The organism is Mesotoga sp. UBA6090 (assembly GCF_002435945.1).
In the GTDB taxonomy this organism is placed as follows: domain Bacteria; phylum Thermotogota; class Thermotogae; order Petrotogales; family Kosmotogaceae; genus Mesotoga.
In genome coordinates this window covers 1-22,175 of the sequence record NZ_DIXC01000014.1, presented here as the reverse complement: position 1 = coordinate 22,175, position 22,175 = coordinate 1, and the positions used below count along the sequence as shown (strand labels likewise).

The window sequence follows — 22,175 nt, the reverse complement described above, 5'->3', positions numbered from 1 at the left end:
TCCTCTTTTCGTTGAAAACGACACTCGTTGTGTTTTAATGAAGTGTGGGGGTGTTCGGTTGAGATTTCTCGATTTTGATCTTCAGGAAGGAAACCTAATTTCTGCAGCCAATGAGCTTATTCAGCGAACACAATCGGGCTTAAGATCACACGTCCTCACCCTGAATGCTTTGATTGCATATGAATACATTCACAATTTGGAATACAAGAATGCCCTCGCAACCGTTAATTATGTTGTGCCAGATGGGAGCGGTGTCCTAAAAGCAATAAAACTCATTTCGAAAAAGAGAGTGGAAAGGGTCCCCGGAATTGATCTGATGCTCAAAATCTGTGAGCTGTCTTCAGAAACCGGTTTAAAGGTATTCTTCTTGGGCGCGAAAGAGGGCATCGTAACAAAGACCGTTGAAAAACTGAAACAAAGATTTCCACTAATCGATATTGCGGGGTATCACAGCGGCTTTTTCACGCGAGAGGAAAGTGATACAATCGTCTCAGAAATAAATTCTTCATCTGCAGATATTGTATTTGTCGGTATGGGCGTTCCTAAACAAGATATTTGGATTGCGGAAAACATTGATAAACTTCATGCGAGTGTTCTGATGGGTGTCGGGGGATCTTTTGATGTTATCTCCGGCGATCTGAAGAGAGCCCCTTTATGGATGCAAAAGGCGGGGCTTGAATGGTTATACAGGATAGTTCAAGAACCTGAGAAGCGTCTCAAAATTATCCCTAAGCTTGTGAGTTTCGAGACTTACGTTGTCGGATCTTATTTCAAATCAAGAAGAGGTGGTTCCAGATGATCGTAACCAACGTTTTGGCATTCACAAATGATCTAAAGAACCCTCTTGTGGATGATGCACTGGTCAGATTTGAGAATGGGGAGATTACTTTCGTCGGACCGAGGAGAGAGTACAGCATTCAAGAGGATGAAGAGATAATTGACGGCGAAAAAGGCATCCTTCTGCCTTCAATTTTCAATGCTCATTACAGTGTGTATTCAAGTATTTCTTCTTACCCCTTAAGACTTCTGAAAGATGCTCAAGCAGGAAGGAATTTTTTCAGCAGTCTGCTTGAATCAGGCACGAGTGAGGTTAATTCTTCTCTTGTCAGACTTTCTGCAGAGGTAGCCATATTGAAGGCAATAAGAAGTGGTTCAGTCGCAATCAGTGGTCCGGTCATTGATCACCCCGATATCGACCCGGAGTTCTATAGACAGCTTTCACAAAAGTATGGTGTTTATCTCGCTGTCGGGCCGGTCTTGACTGATGAGACAATAGATGAAGTAGCTGAACGCTGGGAAAATGTCTCTCGTGACTCTTCTTTCTGTCCCATTGTTTATGTAAGTGGACTTGCCACCTACGACGAAGAAGCTCTTTTCAAACTCAGAAGTCTCTATGAAAAAGGGATGAACTTGAACCTCTTCATTTTCGATATGAAGCAGGATAATGAGATTTGCCTTTTAAGATGGGGAGAAAGCCTTGTCGAAAGACTGCTGAAAAACGGGATACTCGTCCCTGAATGTGGAGTCATTTACGGTGGGAACCTGAGCGAAACCGATATGGACATAATCTCTTCAAGGAGAATCTTTGTCACGAAATCCTTAAGATCCGAAATGTACGCGGGAACTTTCAAGCCAAACATAGCAGACCTCCTCGGAAGAGGGATGCAGGTCTGTATCGGAACTGGATTTGTAGGATCGGATATGTTGGGCGAGGCTAAAGAAGTTCTTCTCACTGAACGTTACGGCAGGAACTTTGAGAATTCCGTTATCGACTATGAGATAAGGAAAACGCTTTTTGACAGCAACTACAAGTTGTTTCAAAGACTATTCGGAAAGCGAACCGGAGTACTAAAAGAAGGTTGCTCGGCCGATCTCATTCTGTCCAAGTCGTCCCTGGATCTCGAGAAATTTGACACTCGCCTGCCGACAACGCTTCAATTGATTCTCAAGTCCTCGTTTGACACGAATTTCGAGAAAGTCTGGAACTCGGGGGAATTGATCATGGATAAAGGAGTCCCGCAGAGAATATCCAGGAAAGAACTTAGGGATCTGATAAAGGAGCTTAGAAACCTGGAATTGTGATTTCACCGGATTTCTTATAGACATCGATTGCGTGTCTTATTGCCGAGGCCCGCTTTTCGCCGATTCCGTCGACGTCCTTAAGCTCATCCTCAGTACTCTCAAGAAGATTCGAGAAGGTGCCAAACTCCTTCCCCAAGTTTATGGCAACCTGTAGAGGGATTCTAGGGATGTGCCTGGCAAAACGAATTCCTCTAGATCGAATAAAGTACTCAACTGCTTGAGAAGCAGTATTTATCTCATATCCCATGTGTCTCAGTATTACTCCAAAGCTGCTTATTTCCTTCTCGCTGAGGCTCTTCATCTCTTCAAAGACCCCTTCGAGACTATCTTGATCAACTAACTCCTCACTGAAATCCAGAATGAGATTCTCTATTTCTTCATTAACATTCACTAGAATCTCTGCAAGTTGCATTGCGGGAAATCTGCCATGGTTACCCAGTTCGGCAATCGTGAAATCTGCCTCCTCACATATCAGAACAACCATCAATCCCTTCTGGATAGTCTTGACAACGTCAAAGAGAGTGAGTGAACCGGCACGCTCCATGAATTCTATCCCCTGCAAGGCCTCAATAAAGGCTTCTTTGTACTTCTCCGCAGTTCTGATAGTTTGCGTGATCTTGGATGTAAGAGTTTCTACGCTGTTCAAAGTATAGACGTAATCTCCAAGGAAGATCGTCATTGTGTTCCGTCTCTTTGATACAGCGACCAGCATCCTACCAGTTTCTCTAGCCATTCTCTCAGCGGCTCGGTGCCTCATACCTGTCTGATTAGTAGGAATAGTGTGATCCGGAATCAACTGAACATTCGCTCCAACTATCGTCGTAAGATCATCATCCACAACAATTGCACCATCCATCTTGGCAAGCTCATACAGTTTGTTGGGATTGAACTGACAATTTAGAAGGAATCCTATCTGCATCAGCTGCCCATACTTCTTGTAATCGTCAACAAAAAAGATTAAACCTCCCACGCTTGCATCCTGTATATCATCGAGAGCGTGGCGAAGCGGAGTTCCCGGGGCAATCTTCTTGATCTTTTCTATGAGTTCACTCCTTTCCACTCTTCATACCTCCGATGATTTTCAGTAGTTGTTTCACATCTTTTATACCATTTCTTCCCTCTGGCGCAGCTATTCTTGAGAAAGAGGATTTTTTTGCCCTTTCGACTCTTTTCTCTGTCGAAGAAACGGAACGCACAGTTCCATCCAGTCCAATCTCACCAAAAAAGGCTACGCCTTCAGGTAGTGAAGTGTCCGTATAAGAAGACACCAAAGCGGCGGCAATAGCCAGGTCAACGCCAGTGTCCTCTATTTGGAGTCCTCCTGCAACGTTCAGATAAAGATCCAGACTGTCGAGAGGGATACCTGCTCTCTTCGTCAGTACCGCGGTAACGAGGAGAAGTCTTTCAAGAGGCACTCCAGACGCAAGTCGCCTGGGAGTTCCATAAACCGGTTTAGAAACCAACGCCTGAACTTCTATTAGAAAAGCCCTGGAACCTTCATAGATTACTGAGACCACATTACCGGGCGCGCTTGTATAGTCTTCTACAAAAAGACTACTAATGTCGGAAACCTCACGCAACCCTTCCGAGGTCATTTCAAAGACTGCAATCTCATCCGAGGGGCCAAATCGGTTTTTCACAGTTCTCAAGAACCTGTATCCCGTTTTACTCGATTCAAAGTACAGTACTGTATCGACAAGATGTTCAACGAGCTTCGGTCCTGCAATTTGCCCCCCCTTGGTTATATGAGATACCATTAGAAACGGAATGTCGGATGATTTAGCCAAAGAGACGAGCATATTTGAACATTCTCTCACCTGTACGACAGAGCCTGGTAAGGAAGGTACGCTGGACATTCTTATCGTTTGCAAAGAATCGACCACGACCATGCCGTATTTGTCAATTCCCGAAACCTTCAAGGAGTCTATCTCATTAGCCGAAACAACTTCTATTCGCTCCTTGTTCGAGAGACGAAGTCTTTCAGCTCTCAATCTCAGTTGACGAACAGATTCTTCTCCAGATATATACAGGACTGGCTTTTCTCCTGCGATTAGGTCGGAGAGCTGGAGCATGAGAGTTGATTTTCCTATTCCGGGCTCTCCACTTACTAGAATTGCACTCCCTGGAACAATTCCTCCACCGAGGGATCTATTCAGTTCTTCAATTCGAGTATCCATTCGCGGAGATTCATCGCCGTCTATTTCTGAAAGAGGCTTTGCCTCAAATCCAGCAGCGGAGGAGCTGTCCTCCTGATCTCTTTCAGTTAGAAAAGCGATTGCAGTATTCCATTCGTTGCAGGAAGGACATCGTCCAAACCAAGCGGGCGACTCATAGCCGCAAACATCACAAACATAACTTCTCTTCTTCTTCACAAACGAACCCCACCGTCTTCCTCTGAATGTTGTGCATAAGACTTAGTATTTTACAAAGGGGGGCTTGAAACCGCCCCCCCTTCAATATCGTTAGGAACTGATTCTTAGGTCACGGCCTTAACTTCTGTTTTTTCATCTTTTTTCTTCTTGAAAACCAGAATCTTGTTGTCGACCTCTGCGGTAATGAGATCTCCTTCCTGGAACCTTCCTCTTAGAAGCTCTTCAGAGAGAGGGTCCTCAACATACTTCTGAATGGCTCTTTTCAGTGGGCGCGCACCATAGACGGGGTTGAACCCTTCATCTACAAGGAAATCCTGAGCAGGTTCAGATAGAACCAACTTCAAATGCTTCTCCTTCAGCCTCTTTCTCATGTCGTTCATAAGTATATCGATTATCGACTTGATTTGAGGCTTGGTCAACTGATGGAAGACTACTACTTCGTCGAGCCTGTTGAGAAACTCAGGCCTAAAAGTCCGCTTGACTTCCTCAAGCACCGAAGTTTTCATAGCCTCATATTCCTTCTCTTCATGAATCGATTCTACGAAACCTATAGAAGACTTGGTTTTGTTTATGAATTCTCCGCCAAGATTGCTGGTCATTATCACTATTGTGTTCCTGAAATCTACCTGTCTTCCCTGCGAATCGGTGAGTCTGCCATCATCCATTATCTGGAGCAAGATGTTGAAGGTATCCGGATGGGCCTTCTCTATCTCGTCGAAGAGTATTACAGAAAATGGCCTCTTCCTGATTCTCTCGGTCAAGGTACCTCCTTCATCGTAGCCGACATAACCTGGCGGCGCCCCAATCAATCTTGAGACCGAAAATCTTTCCATGTACTCCGACATATCAAATCTGACAAGCGCCTTATCCTCGCCAAAAAGGTACTCGGCAAGAGCCTTTGCTAACTCGGTCTTCCCTACACCCGTTGGGCCAAGGAAAAGGAAAGCTCCAATCGGTCTGTGGGGGTCCTTCAATCCGCTTCTTGCGCGCCTTATCGATTTGGCGACCGCCGAAATGGCTTCTTCTTGAGAGACTATCCTCTCATGCAGAGCAGTTTCCAGAGTAAGAAGCTTTTCGCTGTCCGTCTCTTCAAGCTTTCTGAGGGGTATTCCTGTCCAGTTTGAAACGATTTCTGCGACTTCATCGTCATCGAGAGTAACTATCTCAGAATCAACCCTGTTTCTCCATTCGCTATAGCCATCTCTATACTTCTGCTGTATCAAACGCTCTTTTTCCTTCAGTTGGGCAGCTTCTTCATACTCCTGATCGGCCGCAGCAGTCTCTCTCTTTATCTTCAGGACTTCAATATCACCCTGCATCTTTTTCAACTCGTCGGGAATAGTAAGTTTCTGCAGTCTTGCCCTTGAACCCGCCTCATCAATAATATCTATCGCTTTGTCCGGAAGGAATCTGTCGGAAACATATCTGTGCGACAATGTGACAGCAGCTTCCAGACCTTTTTCTGTGTAGCGCACCTTGTGGTGAAGTTCATACTTGTGTCTTATACCTTTCAGAATCTCCACCGACTGTTCCGGAGTAGGCTCGGTTACGTAGATCTTCTGGAATCTTCTTTCAAGAGCGGCATCTTTTTCTATGTACTTTCTGTATTCATCAGGAGTTGTTGATCCTATGCATCTTATCTCTCCGCTTGCAAGAGCCGGCTTCAAAATATTGGCGGCATCAACGGCACCTTCAGCTGAACCTGCACCAACTATCGTATGGACTTCATCTATGAACAAAATGATGTTTCCGTTGGATTTCACAACATGGATGAGCTTCTTCAGCCTCTTCTCAAATTCTCCTCTGTACTTTGTCCCGGCTATGAGTGAAGCGACATCCAGTGCAAAAATGACTTTGTTCTTGAGTGTCTCGGGAACCTCTTCATCAACAATCATTTGTGCAAGTCCTTCAACAATTGCCGTCTTTCCAACGCCAGGTTCTCCAATCAAGACAGGATTGTTCTTCTTGCGTCTGGAAAGAACCTCCATTAACCTCTGCCTTTCAATCTCTCTACCGACTATCGGATCAAGCTTCCCAGCCTTGGCCATTGCAGTAAGGTCTGTGCCAAAACCTTCCAGTTGCTTGATTGCGGAGCTCATAGTTTGGCTCTGCTGTACGAAGACATTCTCGGGCTGTTCGCCTCCCTCTTCCCAGTCACCCGTTATGTTTTCAATAATCTCTCTTCTCAGCTGCGATAGGTTTACTCCCATTTGTTTCAATATGTGGGCTGCGATACCTTCTCCTTCGCGAACGATCCCGAGCATTATGTGTTCCACATCAATCTTGTCTTGACCAAGCATTTTCGATTCATCATTTGCCAGCTCGATAACTCGTCTTGCTCTGGGTGTCATCTGCGGGGCTCCGACTACAGACTGATGTACGTTAGTCCCAACCATCGAAGTTACTTCTCTGGAGATTCTCTCGTATGTGATCGAGTAGTTTCTCAGAATCCTAGTTGTTTGCTCATTTTCGACTTTTATGATCGCTAGAAGGAGGTGTTCAGTTCCAACATAAGGGTGGCCGAGACTTCTAGCCTCGTCCTGGGCTGTCACAAAGACCTGGGCAGCGCCTTCAGAAAACTTGTCGAAATACATTTTTCTCACCTCCAATTTGGCTTTCGCTTTTCGATTAAAACCGATAAAGACTTCCTGATATCTTCATGCACTTGCTCTTCAGCCTGTCTTCCATCTATGAGAACGAATCTCTTGCTATTTTCTACCATCAACCTCTCATATCCTTTCCTTACTCTTTCGAAAAACTCTAAACTTTCCACTTCTATTTTATCATTTTTCTTTTCTTTTCTCATCCGCGACATTGCTACATCTGCCGGCACATCAATGTATAACGTAATATCGGGGACCGTATTCCCTACAACAAATGAATTCATGAACTGGACGACTTTCTGTCCGAGATTCCTACCAACTCCCTGGTAGGCAACTGATGAATCCATGAATCGATCTGCGATCACCAATCTACCACTCTCCAGTGCAGGTCTTACAACCTCCCTAACTATCTGTGCACGTGCCGCCATGAATAGAAGTAGCTCCGACTCCGCGCACAACTGAAAGTCCTTGTGAAGCAATATCTGCCGGATCTCTTCGCCTGCCCTGGTCCCACCGGGTTCCCTGACTATAGTGAACTCCACACCTAATTGACTGAGATACTCAGCCAAAAGTTTGATCTGCGTGGTTTTTCCACATCCGTCAATTCCTTCTATACTAACAAACATAGTTTTCACCTCATTCTTATGGGAGGTTCCACAACGATTTCAGATGAGGAGCCCTTTCTCCCGCTTATGAGTACCAGCTGAGCCTGTTTTTCGAAAGATCCATACGCAAATCTCAATCTATGAATTCCCAACCCTTCATCCTCTAAAAGGCGGACCCATTTGGTCAGGTCCCTCGGATGCAGTAAAAAGAAGAAAGCACCTCTGTTTTTAAGAAACCCACCCGCGGCAGAGGCAAATACCCTTGCCGAATCCCGGTCAATTCGTCTTGCAATGTTTCTTCTATCGTCTGGACTTTCGAGACCGGAATGAACATAGTGGGGTGGATTAGCTACAACTAGATCAAAGATCTCTCCTCTATTTTCGCTACAATATGCCTTGATGTCGCAGTTTATGAAACTTGTAAGTTTTTCGGTGCTATTGGCGCGAGCGTTCTTAACGGACACGTTGTAAAGATCGCTATCAATCTCCAAACCAGTTACTGACAGTCCAAAGACCTTTGCCAGATAGATCGAAATCACGCCGCTGCCCGAACCCAATTCGAGCGCTTTTCTTGCGCCTTTCGGAGGAGTAATGAACCACGATAGCAATAGAGTTCCGTGATTGACTCGAGCATGAAGAGAGGAAAAGTCAAGATCCAGACACCCAAGAATTCCGGGATCAAAATCGCGAAAGTTCATACCCATACTCAGTACACCTTAATGGCAGATTTTTCGTCCGAGATGATCTCAGTCATACCTTTCGTGTCCTCTTGAAGACTTAGTCTTGAAAGCCTCTGAAGGTCTATCCTAACCTGTCCCGCTATTTCCGATTCTTCAATGTGCATCCAGGATGCTCCAGATATTTTGATTTTAGTATCTGTCAGTGAACCTCCCGTCAGTGACAGACGAGACGTCTTGTTGATTTCAATATCCCCGGATTCGAAAACCGAGCCCACCACTTCAACGCGTGAATCTTTGACTTCCATTGACTGCGAACTAAATGTACTTCTTGAGAGCAAGGCTGAACCCAGATTGCTGTATGTCAGCTTTGTTCCGGAGAGCTCGCTGAGATGGACGAGCAGTTCTCTGACGTTTTCAACGATTATTTCTCCATCGATCTGGCTTTTGTATATCTGGACGGTTCTCGCACCACTGATCTTCAAACCGCCGGAAAATGTGCAATCTTCAAATACTACTACTGCCGCTCCTTCAATAAGGATCCTCGAATTGTTGAAATCCACGCTTCTCGCAATCAAAACGCCGTTGTTCGTAACTTCGATAGTTCCAGAGGAACCTCCCGGATTTACTGCAATCCTGTCCTTCCTACCTTCTAGATCAAGGACTCCACTCACGAGCAAAGTGTTTCCCTTTGGAATTGTGAGAGAAGAACCCGACTCGACTCTCATAACCGAATTATCTCTCACAACTATGTTCCCATAAAATCTGTAATCGTTTCCTGCTACCAGCAGCGAATCCATTCCCAGGAAAGATGAAATGTACTCAGTACTGAACCGTCTGAAGAAACTCTCTTTAGCGAAAACCGGAACGGAAGGCATGTAGATCTCGTTTTCGGAAGTGAAGGCAATTCTGTAAAGATCACCGTTCTCAGATATGCTGTCCTTCGAAATTATCGACGATTTCTCTTCAGAATCGTGGCTGGAGAGAGTAATCCACTCACCGTCCCTATATCTCTGCAGTTCAACAAGACCTTCTGAAGTAGTCCACCTTGCGTTTCTTATAGTGCCTTCCTCAATATAGAGTTCGGGGAGGTCAGAAGAAGTATTCTTGACAACCGACAACTGCTTCTTGACTTCGGTAGTGTTGCCAGAAGAATCTCTTACTCTAACAACCAGAGTATTCTTGCCCTCCGGAATAGGTATCTCCGGTATTAGCCTTGCTCCATCAAAGAGAAGAGAAATCCCTCTCTCTTGAGCGAAGGCTTCTATCTCAATCTCCTCAGGACTGTCCCAGTCGTCACTAATCTCAGCTTGTATCGCGTCTCCTCTATACGGAAGGGTTAAGAAGAGCTTCACTTCTGGAGCAAAGTCTTCCGAAAGCTCAAGATCAACAATTGCAGGTTCAGAGCTTATCGTATCAAACATTGAGAACGCCTGGACGATATATTTTGTATCTCTTTCTGCAGGGACCGAAAAAACGCCGTTAGAGGATCTGTACGAAACACCATTAACTAGGATTCGATAGTCAGTAACTTTTTCGGAATCGTTTGCCTTGACATCGAGAGTCAGTAATCCTTGCGCAAGACTCCATCGAACCACTGGCCTATCTGGAGGTTCAAGATTAATCGTTGTCTTAACCGAGACCGGAGTCGTCAAGAATCTCTTACCCTCAATCAAAGTCACATATATCGAATGAGTACCCTGCTCCTTCAATTCAAACGAAGCTTCAGTCCCTCTGAATTTCAAGCCGTCATTGCCATCAACCGGAGGCCGATTGATTGTCACAAGAAACATGGGGAGCTCCCTGCCGGGTGCCGAGATATTCAGATCTATGTTGCAGATCGTGCCTTTGCAGTCTATCTGTCTGATAGAAACAGAGTAATTCCCGCCGTCACTACAGGCAGCTACTAGAATGAACAAAAGAGAAACAAAAATGATTTCGAAAATCCTCTTGATGTCCTTCACACTCCTATCTTAAGAAGAATAACATATCCTGACAAAACTGACTCTTAAATGTTGCCCTGAAAGGCAAAAAAAGATAGAATCAACTGGTGAGAAGTTTAAGGACAATGTAGGGGGAGGTGCGAGAACTGAAGGTTATCGCTGTATTTGCGAGTACGGTCAACGGCAAAATATCGCTCTCAAAAGAAGACAGAACTGAGTGGACATCAAAGGAAGACAAGAGTTACTTCAAATACCTGACTTCAAAGATCGGGGTAGTTATTATGGGCAGAAAGACTTATGATGCTATTGGAAAGGCGCTTCCCGGAAGACTGAACATCGTGCTGACCAGAACTCCAGACAATTTTGAAGGCTCCAAAAACGTGGTTTTCACGTCATCGACTCCGGAGGAAATCCTCGAAGAACTTGAGAACAGAGGTTATGAAGAAGTCTGCCTCATTGGTGGAGCAGACACATTTGACCAGTTTGCCAATAAGGGTTTGGTAAATGAACTCCATATAACTTTCGAACCCATTATCAGAAAGGGGATCAGGGGCCTGGGAGAAAAACTGGAGTGCGAAGTGCAACTGAAGTTCAAGGAGTTTCGTGAACTGGGCCAAGCGGGTCTTCTGATCTACGATGTTATATGAATGGAGCGGGCGACGGGACTCGAACCCGCGACCCTCAGCTTGGGAAGCTGATGCTCTACCAACTGAGCTACACCCGCATTCATGGAGATTCTATCACCCGAAGGAAACGCTTGTCAATTGCGCTCTCTCTTGAGTAGATTTAATTATGATGCATTACGTTGCGCGAAAAACCAGATTTGTGTGGTTTAGGAATCTCCGAGTTCTTCAAAAGAGCTCTTAAGAAGATCCTTTGCAGAAGAAAAATCAACGGTCGATATTAGGCCGATCGCACCGAAAATGTAGTTCTTGTCTCTGTAAAGCTTTACACTGGCTTTCGGCAGCAATTCCTTTTCGTGTCTTTCGGAAAGAGTTCTAATACCTTCCATGATTTTCCAGGAGAATCTCGATCTGCTCAGAATTCCTCCAGTACCAACTACCGATCTGACAGCCGTGAGATCCTTTCCATATGCAACTTCAATTCTCCCGGTGGGCCCATAAAACTGCTTGATGCTTCCAGCATGCCTTCTTAAGGAAGCCTCGAAACAGTATCTGGCAAGTCTTACAGAGAAGGCCTCGTCGAATGAATCCTTTGGATAAGGCGTCAGATTTTCAACAATGTTCTCCAGATTGGGAAACTCTCTTTCCAGCTCGCATCTCCCAATATGCTCGATAACGTGACGGGCATTAACATAGATTCCGAGATCTCCTTCGACGGTCCTCTTTGATTTGGGTTCCGGAGATACCAGCATAGACGCTATCTCGGGATCTCCATCCGTAACTGAATCGACGTCCGTAGTCGCGCCCCCGATATCAACTGCGAGCACATCACCTTGAACCTCGGAAAAGAGTTCAGCTGCGAGCATAACTGCGGCTGGTGTAGGGATAACCGGCTTATCAGCTACCGAGTAAATCTTCTCCATTCCGGGACCCTTCACTATGTTTTTTGAAAAGACCTCTCTGATAATCTCCCTCGTCGGTTCGACATTGAGCTCATCGATTCTTGGATACACATTTTTCACTACGTGAACATCTCTTCCGTTCCCCGAGATCATTTCATAAACTTCGTCCGCTGCCTCAATATTTCCCGCGTAGACTATAGGAATGTCGGGATCTACATTCTTGAGGATCTCCGCGTTATGAATGACTGTCTCCCTTTCACCATAATCAACTCCACCTGCAAGAAGTATCAACTTTGGAGTGGCTTCCTCGATTCTTTTCAAATCTCTTTGGGCTAACTTGCCGGCCGTCACTAACTTTATAACGCCACCCGCTCCAAGGGCCGCTTCCCTTGCGGCTCTCACAGTCATATCGTAAACGAGACCGTGAACCGTCATTCTCAGTCCCCCGGCCGCGCTTGATGACGCAACCAAAACATCCCATTCAAGCGCCTCTGTTCCAAGGGTTTTTTTCAATGCTTTCATGGCTTTCTCGATACCGACAGTGACATCATTCTCATCTATGGTTGTGTAAGATTCACCCTGCCCAATGAACTTCATTGTTCCCGATGCATCACAAGAAAAAGCAGAGAGCACCGTAGTGGTGCTCCCGATTTCTGCAGTCAGGAACTCAACCCTCATCTACTCTCAAGAAGCTCCCTGACAATTTTGTTGACGAGCTTTCCGTCAGCTCTTCCCTTTACTCTGACCATCAACTCTCTCATGACTTTTCCAAGATCGGAAGGATTGTTGGCCTTCAAATCGTCAATCGTCTGCAGGGCAATCGTCCTTATTTCGTCAGCCGAGAGTTCTTCTGGAAGGTAGCTACTCAGTATCTCAAGCTCCTTGGATTCACTGGAAACCAGATCGTCTCTCCCCGCCTTCTTGTAGGCTTCAATTGATTCTTCTCGTTTCTTCGCTTCCTTTGCAATAAGATCAATCAAAAGCTCATCGTTGACCTCTCGAGCTCTGGCCTCTTCTGAAGATACAAGGTAGTTTTTTACGGAAGCGATTACACTCCTCAAAGTATTCGTTTTAAGAGAATCTCGGGACTTCATCGCTTCCTTCATTTCCTGTTGAATCTGCTCATAAAGCGTCATCAAATCACCTCTACTATTCCTCGCTATTGCTCAAAGCCTCTTCTTCATCAAAAGAGATGGGTCTTACGAGCGGAAAGGGAATAATATCCCTTATAGAAGGTGCATCTGTCACAAGCATGATTATTCTGTCCCAACCAACTCCTATTCCACCCGTGGGGGGCATCCCATATTCAAGAGCCCTGATGAAATCCTGATCCATCATCTGAGCCTCTTCATCTCCGATGTCCCTCAAACCCGCTTGATGAAGGAAACGATCATACTGTTCAATCGGATCGTTCAACTCACTGAAAGCGTTTGCCATCTCCATAGAGCTTATTATCAGCTCGAACCTCTCTGTAACTCTCGGATCTTCTCGGTGAATTTTCGACAATGGAGAGATTATTACTGGATGCTCGGTAACAAAAGTGGGGTTCACAAGGTTGTGCTCCACAAGATCCCACAATTTCTCGATCAAGTGTCCTCTTTCCTTGATATCAGGTTCAGCATTGTGCTTCTTCAGAACGCCAATCAGTTCATCATTCGAGTCTTCCAAGATGTCGACTCCAAGATTCTCTTCTATGAAGCTAGCCATCTTAACTCTACGCCAAGGCCTCGAAAAATCGATCTCTTTTCCCTGGTAAGTGATAATCTCGGAGCCTGCTATTCCGCGCACCACGTAGTTGATCATCTCTTCAGTGATATCCATTATATCGTTATAATCTGCGTATGCCCAGTATAGCTCCATCATAGTGAACTCAGGATGATGTTTGTAGGAGACTCCTTCATTACGGAAGTTCTTTCCGATTTCAAATATCCTCTCAAATCCACCAACGAGATACCTCTTGAGGAACAGCTCTTCGGCAATTCTAAGATACATGTCAGACTCAAAAACGTTTATGTGAGTCTTAAAAGGCTTTGCCGATGCCCCTCCAGTCAAGTAGTGGAGCATAGGCGTATCCACTTCGACAAAATCCCTGGACTGAAGAAACTCTCTGACCAGTCGAAACAACTCAGAGCGAATCCGAAACCTCTCAAGGGCCTCGTCACTCGAAAGCATCTCTACGTATCTCTGTCTGTAGATTATCTCCTTATCCTTCACTCCATGCCACTTTTCGGGCATCATCCTTATTGCCTTCGAGAGTATCTCGAAATGCTTTACAAAGATCGATATCTCTCCGGTGTGTGTCTTGAAAGGGAATCCAGTGACCCCCAGGAAGTCGCCTATGTTTACATATTTCTTGAAGACCTCGAAGCTCTCCGCCCCTACCCCATCAAGCCTAATATATGCCTGAATCCGGTCGGTATTGTCCCTGAGAACAAAGAAAGTGGATTTTCCGTGGTTTCTCATCGCAACCACTCTTCCAGCAGTTCTTACAGTTACGTCTTCTCTCGTCTCGGAATCCTTTAAGCCGGAGAAATCCTCCTTAATCTGGCCGGCCCAGTGAGTTTTCTCAAAACGGTACGGGTACGGCTCGATTCCCTCGCTGCGCATCTGATTTATCTCTTCAATTCTCTGTTTTCTTGCTTCTTCACTCATAAAATACCCCCATCACTTGCCGATGGTAAGAATTTTGTACTTCGCCCAACCCGCAGGGGTTTTTACCCTTACCAATTCATCCACTTTGCGCGTCAGAATTCCCCGTCCAATAGGAGAATCGGAACTGATTTTTCCCTCAAAAATGTTGGCTTCCTGAGCGTTGACGATTCTGAACTGCGATTTCTCACCTGTCTCAACGTTCTGAAGTTCAACGACATATCCCAATTTGACCGTGCTCAGATCACCGTCGTCCTCAATTATTTCAGCGTTGTTGAGTATCTCTTCCAGCTGCTTTATTCTGCTATCGATTCTGCCCTGTTCATTCTTTGCTTCATCGTATTCACTATTTTCACTTAGATCGCCAAGCTCTCTGGCTTCCTTGATCCTTTCAGCAATTTCGTACATGAGTTTCTTTCTAAGACTCTCGAGCTCCTCTTTCATTCGGTCGAAGCCTTCTTGTGTAAGGTAAATGACTTTTTTCTTCACGACCTGGATCCCTCCATTCTAACGATCTCTGTCGTTCCTGAGTTCCTCAATTATATCCATGAAATGGTCTATGTCCCTGAATTCTTTGTAAACAGATGCAAATCTAACGTACGCAACTCTGTCCAGAGACTTGAGTTCAGTCATTATCATCTCGCCGATTTCACTTGAGATTACTTCGTGCTTCCCCGCCTTCACAATCCCGTTTTCTACAGAATCAACGATAGCATTGACCGTATCAACAGATATTGGCCTCTTCTCACAGGCTTTGAGCAGTCCATTCAGAAGTTTCTCCCTGCTGAATTTCTCCCTCCTGCCGTCTTTTTTTACCACTAAGAAGGGAAGTCTCTCATACCTCTCATAGGTAGTGAATCTTGCGCCACACTTCTCGCACTCCCTTCTTCTTCGAATGGAAGTGGATTCATCGGTCGGTCTAGAATCCAGAACCCTTGTAGAATCTCCACCACAAAAAGGACATTTCATCTAAATATCTCCCAACTCTTCGGCTAATGCCATAAGCTTTTTCAACCTATTATATACTGCTGACTTACTCATTGGCGGATTCATTATTTCGCCAAGTTCTCTCAGATTGAGGTCTTCGTTCTCCATCCGGAGAATGGCGATCTGTCGAAGATCCTCGTCGAGTCTGTCAATTCCGAGTTTCTTATCGATAATTCTTATTGCCTTCACGTGTTTCGCCATAGCCTGCCCTGATTTGTTTGCGTTAGCCGTAAGAAAATTCAGCGTTCTGCTCACATCACTTCTGATCTTTCTAACTTCTACAGCGCTCGAAAGCCTCGTTACAGTCCTCTTGCCACCCATCAGGGAAAGTAGCTCTATTAGGTCAAGTGACGATTTCACATACGCCTTGTATTTCTCCCTAACCTTCACAACACCGACCTTTATGTTGAAATTTTCAGCAATATAGATTCTCAGTGAATTTACGAATGCTTCTGTCGTATCCAGAGTTATCTCTAAATGATACTCTTTTGAGGGGTCAACGACTGACCCGCCAGCCAGATACAAACCTCTGAGAAACGCACCGAAATAAACGGGATCTTCTCTTACCGGTTTTGGAATGGAATCGTCTCTGACAGAAATCCCACTTCTGCGAAGGAACTCCTCGACTTCTTCAAAACGAAAGCTAAGCTCTCCGCCCCTCTTCCGGCCCAGCCGCATTTCTTCGATTACTTGAGTCTCGAAAATCGGGATAGAAATTCTCTTTGCTATCTGAAACAGCCTTTTCAGACTTGTAATCGACGTAAGAGGGATGACAAGGAAAGCCGTGCTATCTCTCAGTCTCAGAGTTCCTCTTGACTTGACAAACCCGAGATACTCAGACCTACATTCTGCCGGATCATCTAAGGGAAGATGGCAGAGCTCTTCTTTGAGTTTATCGGCATAACTCAAATCTTGCTCTCTCCCAATAAACACAATTCATCAAGAATAGACAAGATGCTGTTCCTGGAGTGCCGCACGACGAGACGTGTTCTTCCGTCGTCTATTAGCGCTGTCGTAACTCCGTCGATTACCTTCACTCGTTTGTCGAAAAGCATGTCGTTCTCGACCGGTGAGGAGCCTCTCTCCTTATACCTGTTTAGAACCGAAGTCTCGACGCCTCTCACTTCCGTCCAAAAAATCATGTCAAAGGCTTCCCCGCAATAATCTTCCACAACCTCTACGTGATCGCCTAGAGAGAAACCTTCGGACTCACCGGGCTGAGTCATTATATTGCAGATATATATCTTTCTTCCTCTTGATTTTCTGAATGCCTCTCGAACACCGGAAACAAGAAAATTAGGAACAACACTGGTGAGAATGCTCCCGGGGCCAACCATTATCGTTTCGGCAGATACTATTGCATCTATTACTTCTGGAAGAGCCCTGGCAGGCTTGTCAAGAAATATTCTTCTCACTCTTTTTCCAACTGACGAAATCTTTGACTCTCCTTTTATAATTGATCCGTTGTCGAGCACCGCCACGAGATGAACGAGATCATCGGCGACCGGCAAAACCCTGCCTTTTATGTTTAGCATCTTTGACGCTGCCACGACGGCCTCTGGAAAACTTTCATACATCTCAGTAAGGCCGGCGATTATTATGTTTCCAATAGAATGACCGTCCATTGAAGGGGCCTTGAATCTGTATGAAAAGACCTTAGTCAGAAGCTCTTCGTCATCGGCCAGGGCAATTATGTTATTCCTGACATCTCCCGGCGGAGGCATTAACATGGCTTCTCTAATAATCCCCGAACTTCCTCCATCATCGGTTACTGCAACAACCAGGGTGAGGGAAGAGTCAAAATCCTTCATTACTCTCGCGAAAGTTGAGAGACCTGTGCCTCCTCCTATCAGAACTGTTCTGCTCATATTAAATACTTTCCTTCAGAGTTATCCCCGTAAAGGTTAGATCAACGCTTCGCACATTCTCCGCTTTTCGAAGATACCTCTTCAGAATTTCCTGGAAAAACCAAATATTTCCACTTACGTAATAGTCGACCGTAGATGGTTCGGTTGATGAGATTTCTGCCCAATCAGCGAAATCACTAACAATATACTCCGCGGGATCAACTATTCTAGTTTTTGAAGGCAGAAAGGCTTCGATTGATTTTCTGATTAGCGGATAGTGAGTGCATCCAAGTATCAGAAAGTCTGGTTCAGTTCTTGCAAGATCAGTCAAATAATACTTTACGATGGAATCGACAATTTCGCCTTCCCAGATACCCTCTTCTATTAAGGGGACGAAAAGCGGACATGCCCTCTGAACAATAGTGGTAAGATTCTCATAGCGGAAGAGCCGTCTCAAATAAAGCGATCTTTTCACAGTGTTTTCGGTTGCAATAACTGCGACAGTCGATTCTCCCGGGGCTGATTCTCCAAGAATCCTCACTGTGGGATCAATTATACTGAAGTAAGGAACACTGAGTTCTGATTTCTCTCTTTGAGAGAGTATGGAATCGGAAGTGTTGCAAGCAGTAAGGATTGCATCGACATTCAGCTGCGAAAAGAAATTGAAGATCTCTCTTAAGTATCTTTGAAGTGTTTCAACTGGCTTTGAACCATACGGAACCCTTGCTGTATCAGCGAAATAGTGAAAACTCACTCCTTCAGGGAAAGCCTCCAATAACCTTTTCAAAACCGTAAGGCCACCTATTCCCGAATCGAAGATCCCTATCCTTAACCTATTTCTCAACCTCGTCACGTCCCTGGAAGTATTCTGAAAGAACCTCTTCGTATTTTGCTTTAAGCCTTAGCAGTTCATTCTGACTTCTCACAAGGTCGTGCGCAAGATTCACCGAAATCCCCACGAGCACTTTTTCATAGCCAATCTCTTCTTCGTTCTTTTTTAATGAATCGTACATTTCCGTGATCTTAGAAAAGACTTGATCCACGAGCTCTTGTGGATCACTCGTAATAAAAGTATACTTCTTTTCTCCAAGCTCAAGTGAGACTGATCGCTTCATGGCTCGACTCCTTATGCTTTCTTGCTGTCTTCAACGAGGCTGCCTCTGACTCTCTTTATAAGTGAGGAGATTGTCCTTGATTCACTTTCGAGACGGAGTTCAAGTTCCCGGATTCTGAGCTCAGACTCTTCCACCTTTCTCTGTGCGGCTTCAACCTGCTTCCAGAGCTGTTCGTTTTCTTTTCTAAGGCGGTTGAATTCCTCCACCATCTTGTCTATGACAAGTTCAAGCTCCTGATAGCTATCCAAGAACGACACCTCCTATTTTGAGATTATAACACCTCGGCTAAGAAAGAAAACGAAACAGCCGCCTGACGGGCGGCCGTCAAATCTGTGTAATCAAGCGTGATACTCGGCGATGGCAACCAGCTGTACGAAGCTTTCCAGCAGACTGGCTCCCCCAACTAACCCACCGTCAATGTTCTCCATAGCAATCAGAGCCTCGAAGTTATCGGGTTTGATGCTTCCGCCATACAGGATCCGAATTCTCTCTGACAGGTCATTATCGTATAGAGAAGAGACGAGATCCCTGACAAATTTCATAGTATCTTCGGCCTGTTCAGGTGTGGCCACAACTCCAGTCCCGATAGCCCACACCGGTTCGTAGGCAATAATTACTCTTTCTGCTTCCTTCTTATCAAGCCCAGCAAAGCCCTTGCTGATCTGCTCCTCAAGAACTTCGTTTGTTCTTCCCGATTCTCGCTCTTCCAGCGTTTCTCCCACACAGAAGACGGGGATGAGGCCGCCTTTAAGAACCGCTTTGATCTTTTCGTTGGTCATCTCACTGGTTTCGCCGAAGATATGCCTGCGCTCGGAGTGTCCGACAAGCACGTACTCTACTCCTAGATCCGCGAGCATCGGCACTGAGATTTCTCCCGTGAAGGCCCCGCTGTCAGCCGGATAGATATTCTGTACTCCAAACTTTATTGTAGTATCTTTCAGGATATCGGCCACTCCCGGAACCGATATAGTAGCTGGAAAAACAACAACATCTACGGCTTTCTCATTTCCGATTGAGGAAGCAAGGAACCCCGCAAACATTCGTGACTCATCGGGGGATTTGTTCATCTTCCAGTTCCCCGCGACCATTATTCTACGTTTTTTTTTACGGCCCTCAGTTGAGAGGCTCTTTATTCCTGGCATATCCTTTCCTTCCAGCATCTCAAGGGACGCCCCTCCGCCAGTAGACACATGGGAGACCTTGTCGGCAAGTCCGAACTTGTTGATTGCAGCAGCACTGTCGCCTCCCCCAATTATGGTGACTGCGTCCTTTAGAGACGCCAGCGCCTTTGCAATTGACTCCGTACCCTTCGCAAAATCGTCAATTTCGAAGACTCCCATGGGTCCGTTCCAAACAACGGTCTTCGCATCGCTTAGCTTTCCTTCAAAAAGCTCGATTGTTGATGGGCCAATATCAAGACCTTTCCAACCTGATGGCACACCTTCTTCCAGGCTGGCAACCCTAGATTCACTACCGGCCTTAATTTCTCTGGAAATTATCGTATCGACTGGAAGAACAAACTCCACACTCTTCTTTTCGGCTTTTTTCAAAATCTCTTTAGCAAGATCTATCTTGTCTTCTTCAACTAGAGAGTCGCCAACTCTCTTTCCCAAAGCTTTTAGGAATGTAAACATCATCGCACCGCCAATAAGAATCCTGTCGGCCTTTTCGAGAAGATTGCTTATGACTCCAATCTTGTCGGATACCTTTGCGCCTCCGAGAATTACGACATATGGGTGCTCCGGGCTTTCGATTGCCATTCCAAGCATCTCGATTTCTTTCTGCATAAGAAATCCGGGTACGCTGATCAAGTTTCGTGCCACGCCAACGTTTGATGCGTGACTCCTGTGTGCGGTACCAAAAGCGTCGTTTACGTGAATGTCAGCGATCGAAGAGAGCTTTTTTGAGAAGTCAGGGTCGTTCTTCTCTTCTTCGGGGTAGAATCTAACGTTTTCCAGAAGTAGTATGTCACCATCGTTCATCTCCGAAACGGCTCTCTCCACGGCTTCTCCGACACAATCGGGAACGAATCGGACTGGTTTGCCAATTAGTGATCTAAGCCTCTCAGCTACTCTTTCCAACGAGTACTTCGGATCTTTCTTTCCTTTGGGTCTGCCCAAATGAGAAACGAGAATTACTTTCCCGCCTCTTTCTACTATGTATTCGATAGTGGGTAAAGCGGCCTTAATTCTAGTATCGTCACTTACTTCGCCAGTTTCTTTATTCAGAGGCACATTGAAATCCACTCTGACAAGTACCCTTTTTCCACTCAAATCAACGTCTCTAAGAGTTAGGGTCTTAGACATTCTTAATCCTCCTTTTCTCAGTAAAACGGGGCCTGAAGGCCCCGTCGAATTATCCTCAGAATCACATCTCCATCATTATCTTGGCCAGATCGACTACCCTGCAAGAATAGCCATATTCGTTGTCGTACCAGGCGCAGACTTTCAGCAAGTTGCCCATCGCTGCCGTCAAATTACTGTCGAATACCGAGGAAACGGTCGTCCCCACGATGTCTGAAGAAACCAGTTCTTCTTCAGTATATTCAACAATTCCCTTGAGTCCGGTTTCTGCGGCATTCTTTACAAGGGCATTGACTTCCTGGGCAGTGGTTTCTTTCTCCAGGACCACCGTAAGATCTGTTATTGAACCGTCCGTCACAGGAACTCTCATGGCAATTCCATCCAGCTTGCCCTTGAGCTCTGGGATAACCAAGCCTACAGCCTTTGCAGCTCCAGTCGAGGTGGGGATCGTATTGGCGGCAGCAGCTCTGGCCCTCCTCAAATCGCTGTGCGGAAGATCCAGAATTCTCTGGTCGTTTGTATATGCGTGAACGGTGGTAAGGTAACCTTTCTGAATCTTGAAATTGTCGTTTAGAATCTTGATGATTGGAGCTATCGAGTTGGTCGTACAGGATGCATTAGATACGATCTTCATTTCTGGTTTAAGTACATCGTCGTTAACTCCGAGAACGATTGTGGCATCCACTTCACCCTTTGCAGGTGCAGTGATCAAGACCTTCTTCGCTCCCGCATCGATATGAGGCATGGTTTTCTCTCTATTTCTGAAAACTCCGGTAGCCTCAATTACCAGTTCGACACCGAGATCTTTCCAGGGAAGATTCGCAGGATTCTTTTCGGAGAAGACTTTGACTTCTTTGCCATTTACTATAATAGCTCCTTCTTTAGCCTCTACTGAACCTTTGAACCTTCCGTGAACTGAATCATATTTGAGAAGATGAGCAAGAGTTGCGGAATCTGTCAGATCATTGATTGCAACGATTTCAAATTCCCCGCGCTTCACCATCTCTCTAAAAACAAGTCTGCCAATTCTCCCAAAACCGTTGATTGCTAATCTGTGCATCTGTTACACCTCCTAAAGTATATTGTCCGGTAGATTGAGTCCTCCTGTGATTCGAGCTGTTTCCTCGTCTCTCCTCTTTGTTACCTCGGCCAATGCCTCATTTATTCCCGCGATTATCAAATCTTGAATAATCTCAAAATCCTCTTCCCTTATCTCCGGCTCGACTTCGATCGATTTGATACGATAATCGCAAGTCGCAACAACATTTATTGCACCGCCGCCGGCTGAAGCAGCAACCTCAATTGTCTTGAAAGTATCTTCAAGATTCTCCATTTCTTCCTGTGCCTTCTGGGCTTGTTTCAGAAGTTCACCCATATTGGAACCCTTTTTCGAACCACCGTAGTTTCTACCACCCAGGCCCCTGAATTTCTTTGCCATCATTAATCCTCCTCAAGCTCTATCTTTAT

Annotated in this window: 22 protein-coding genes and 1 tRNA gene; 3 read left to right on the top strand and 20 right to left on the bottom strand. The window is 45.4% G+C overall.

Annotation, left to right across the window (positions count from 1 at the left end; translation table 11 throughout):
- Nucleotides 1-58: 58 nt before the first annotated feature.
- Both B3K42_RS02580 and B3K42_RS02575 read left to right on the top strand, forming a co-directional pair.
- A complete protein-coding gene (locus B3K42_RS02580; RefSeq protein ID WP_292596642.1) occupies nt 59-799 on the top strand; it encodes a WecB/TagA/CpsF family glycosyltransferase in 741 nt (246 codons plus the stop codon).
- The gene (locus B3K42_RS02575; protein ID WP_292596640.1) at nt 796-2,082 is read left to right on the top strand and encodes an amidohydrolase; all 1,287 of its coding nucleotides are present in this window, start codon (nt 796-798) and stop codon (nt 2,080-2,082) included. The genes B3K42_RS02580 and B3K42_RS02575 overlap by 4 nt, the downstream gene beginning before the upstream one ends.
- Here the strand turns inward: B3K42_RS02575 and disA are convergent.
- From disA to B3K42_RS02545, 6 genes are all read right to left on the bottom strand, one after another.
- Nucleotides 2,063-3,142, bottom strand: coding sequence for a DNA integrity scanning diadenylate cyclase DisA (gene disA, locus B3K42_RS02570; protein WP_292596638.1), 1,080 nt, complete (start codon nt 3,140-3,142; stop codon nt 2,063-2,065). The genes B3K42_RS02575 and disA overlap by 20 nt on opposite strands.
- Nucleotides 3,129-4,454, bottom strand: coding sequence for a DNA repair protein RadA (radA, locus tag B3K42_RS02565; protein WP_292596636.1), 1,326 nt, complete (start codon nt 4,452-4,454; stop codon nt 3,129-3,131). Before radA ends, disA begins: the two co-directional genes overlap by 14 nt.
- A gap of 104 nt (nt 4,455-4,558) precedes the next feature.
- On the bottom strand, nt 4,559-7,048 hold the full coding sequence (locus B3K42_RS02560; RefSeq protein WP_292596634.1) for an ATP-dependent Clp protease ATP-binding subunit: 2,490 nt from the start codon (nt 7,046-7,048) through the stop codon (nt 4,559-4,561).
- Nucleotides 7,049-7,053: 5 nt separating this feature from the next.
- Complete coding sequence (tmk, locus tag B3K42_RS02555; RefSeq protein WP_292596632.1) at nt 7,054-7,683, bottom strand: dTMP kinase; 630 nt, start codon at nt 7,681-7,683, stop codon at nt 7,054-7,056.
- Between the two features lie 5 nt (nt 7,684-7,688).
- On the bottom strand, nt 7,689-8,366 hold the full coding sequence (locus B3K42_RS02550) for a tRNA1(Val) (adenine(37)-N6)-methyltransferase (protein WP_292596631.1): 678 nt from the start codon (nt 8,364-8,366) through the stop codon (nt 7,689-7,691).
- 2 nt (nt 8,367-8,368) lie between these two features.
- Complete coding sequence (locus tag B3K42_RS02545) at nt 8,369-10,303, bottom strand: hypothetical protein (RefSeq protein WP_292596629.1); 1,935 nt, start codon at nt 10,301-10,303, stop codon at nt 8,369-8,371.
- A 116-nt stretch (nt 10,304-10,419) separates the two neighbouring features.
- Between B3K42_RS02545 and B3K42_RS02540 the strand changes: the two genes are divergently transcribed.
- Entirely contained in the window at nt 10,420-10,929 is a 510-nt protein-coding gene (locus tag B3K42_RS02540; protein ID WP_292596627.1) for a dihydrofolate reductase family protein, read from the top strand.
- 1 nt (nt 10,930) lies between these two features.
- Here the strand turns inward: B3K42_RS02540 and B3K42_RS02535 are convergent.
- The 14 genes from B3K42_RS02535 to B3K42_RS02470 form a co-directional block, all read right to left on the bottom strand.
- A tRNA-Gly gene (locus B3K42_RS02535) sits at nt 10,931-11,006 on the bottom strand.
- Between the two features lie 108 nt (nt 11,007-11,114).
- On the bottom strand, nt 11,115-12,485 hold the full coding sequence (locus B3K42_RS02530; RefSeq protein WP_292596625.1) for a GlmL-related ornithine degradation protein: 1,371 nt from the start codon (nt 12,483-12,485) through the stop codon (nt 11,115-11,117).
- Nucleotides 12,482-12,943, bottom strand: coding sequence for a GatB/YqeY domain-containing protein (locus B3K42_RS02525; RefSeq protein ID WP_292596623.1), 462 nt, complete (start codon nt 12,941-12,943; stop codon nt 12,482-12,484). Before B3K42_RS02525 ends, B3K42_RS02530 begins: the two co-directional genes overlap by 4 nt.
- 13 nt (nt 12,944-12,956) lie before the next feature.
- A complete protein-coding gene (lysS, locus tag B3K42_RS02520; RefSeq protein ID WP_292596621.1) occupies nt 12,957-14,459 on the bottom strand; it encodes a lysine--tRNA ligase in 1,503 nt (500 codons plus the stop codon).
- A 12-nt stretch (nt 14,460-14,471) separates the two neighbouring features.
- Nucleotides 14,472-14,945 (bottom strand): transcription elongation factor GreA, encoded by a 474-nt coding sequence (gene greA / locus B3K42_RS02515; protein WP_292596620.1) that lies wholly within the window; start codon nt 14,943-14,945, stop codon nt 14,472-14,474.
- 18 nt (nt 14,946-14,963) lie between these two features.
- Complete coding sequence (gene nrdR, locus B3K42_RS02510; protein WP_292596618.1) at nt 14,964-15,425, bottom strand: transcriptional regulator NrdR; 462 nt, start codon at nt 15,423-15,425, stop codon at nt 14,964-14,966.
- Nucleotides 15,426-16,352, bottom strand: a complete 927-nt coding sequence (gene whiA, locus B3K42_RS02505) for a DNA-binding protein WhiA (protein WP_292596616.1) — start codon at nt 16,350-16,352, stop codon at nt 15,426-15,428.
- Nucleotides 16,349-17,311, bottom strand: a complete 963-nt coding sequence (locus B3K42_RS02500; protein ID WP_292596614.1) for a gluconeogenesis factor YvcK family protein — start codon at nt 17,309-17,311, stop codon at nt 16,349-16,351. Before B3K42_RS02500 ends, whiA begins: the two co-directional genes overlap by 4 nt.
- A gap of 1 nt (nt 17,312) precedes the next feature.
- Complete coding sequence (gene murI / locus B3K42_RS02495; protein ID WP_414674492.1) at nt 17,313-18,134, bottom strand: glutamate racemase; 822 nt, start codon at nt 18,132-18,134, stop codon at nt 17,313-17,315.
- Nucleotides 18,124-18,405, bottom strand: coding sequence for a cell division protein ZapA (locus B3K42_RS02490; RefSeq protein WP_292596611.1), 282 nt, complete (start codon nt 18,403-18,405; stop codon nt 18,124-18,126). The genes murI and B3K42_RS02490 overlap by 11 nt, the downstream gene beginning before the upstream one ends.
- Nucleotides 18,406-18,416: 11 nt before the next feature.
- Nucleotides 18,417-18,653: a hypothetical protein gene (locus tag B3K42_RS02485; RefSeq protein WP_292596610.1), complete on the bottom strand. Its 237-nt coding sequence runs from the start codon at nt 18,651-18,653 to the stop codon at nt 18,417-18,419.
- Nucleotides 18,654-18,743: 90 nt separating this feature from the next.
- Complete coding sequence (gene tpiA, locus B3K42_RS02480) at nt 18,744-20,711, bottom strand: triose-phosphate isomerase (RefSeq protein ID WP_292596609.1); 1,968 nt, start codon at nt 20,709-20,711, stop codon at nt 18,744-18,746.
- Nucleotides 20,712-20,772: 61 nt separating this feature from the next.
- Nucleotides 20,773-21,768: a type I glyceraldehyde-3-phosphate dehydrogenase gene (gap, locus tag B3K42_RS02475; RefSeq protein ID WP_292596607.1), complete on the bottom strand. Its 996-nt coding sequence runs from the start codon at nt 21,766-21,768 to the stop codon at nt 20,773-20,775.
- A 12-nt stretch (nt 21,769-21,780) separates the two neighbouring features.
- A complete protein-coding gene (locus B3K42_RS02470; protein ID WP_292596606.1) occupies nt 21,781-22,146 on the bottom strand; it encodes a YbaB/EbfC family nucleoid-associated protein in 366 nt (121 codons plus the stop codon).
- Nucleotides 22,147-22,175: the final 29 nt, after the last annotated feature.

Bases quoted from the DNA above. Each gene is read 5' to 3' on its own strand.
- tmk (WP_292596632.1), bottom strand. From the start codon at position 7,683: ATGTTTGTTAGTATAGAAGGAATTGACGGATGTGGAAAAACCACGCAG.
- lysS (WP_292596621.1), bottom strand. From the start codon at position 14,459: ATGAGTGAAGAAGCAAGAAAACAGAGAATTGAAGAGATAAATCAGATG.
- tpiA (WP_292596609.1), bottom strand. From the start codon at position 20,711: ATGTCTAAGACCCTAACTCTTAGAGACGTTGATTTGAGTGGAAAAAGG.
- B3K42_RS02470 (WP_292596606.1), bottom strand. From the start codon at position 22,146: ATGGCAAAGAAATTCAGGGGCCTGGGTGGTAGAAACTACGGTGGTTCG.
- B3K42_RS02560 (WP_292596634.1), bottom strand. From the start codon at position 7,048: ATGTATTTCGACAAGTTTTCTGAAGGCGCTGCCCAGGTCTTTGTGACA.
- B3K42_RS02500 (WP_292596614.1), bottom strand. From the start codon at position 17,311: ATGAGCAGAACAGTTCTGATAGGAGGAGGCACAGGTCTCTCAACTTTC.
- B3K42_RS02530 (WP_292596625.1), bottom strand. From the start codon at position 12,485: ATGAGGGTTGAGTTCCTGACTGCAGAAATCGGGAGCACCACTACGGTG.
- gap (WP_292596607.1), bottom strand. From the start codon at position 21,768: ATGCACAGATTAGCAATCAACGGTTTTGGGAGAATTGGCAGACTTGTT.
- B3K42_RS02490 (WP_292596611.1), bottom strand. From the start codon at position 18,405: ATGAAGCGATCAGTCTCACTTGAGCTTGGAGAAAAGAAGTATACTTTT.
- nrdR (WP_292596618.1), bottom strand. From the start codon at position 15,425: ATGAAATGTCCTTTTTGTGGTGGAGATTCTACAAGGGTTCTGGATTCT.
- B3K42_RS02575 (WP_292596640.1), top strand. From the start codon at position 796: ATGATCGTAACCAACGTTTTGGCATTCACAAATGATCTAAAGAACCCT.
- B3K42_RS02525 (WP_292596623.1), bottom strand. From the start codon at position 12,943: ATGACGCTTTATGAGCAGATTCAACAGGAAATGAAGGAAGCGATGAAG.
- B3K42_RS02550 (WP_292596631.1), bottom strand. From the start codon at position 8,366: ATGGGTATGAACTTTCGCGATTTTGATCCCGGAATTCTTGGGTGTCTG.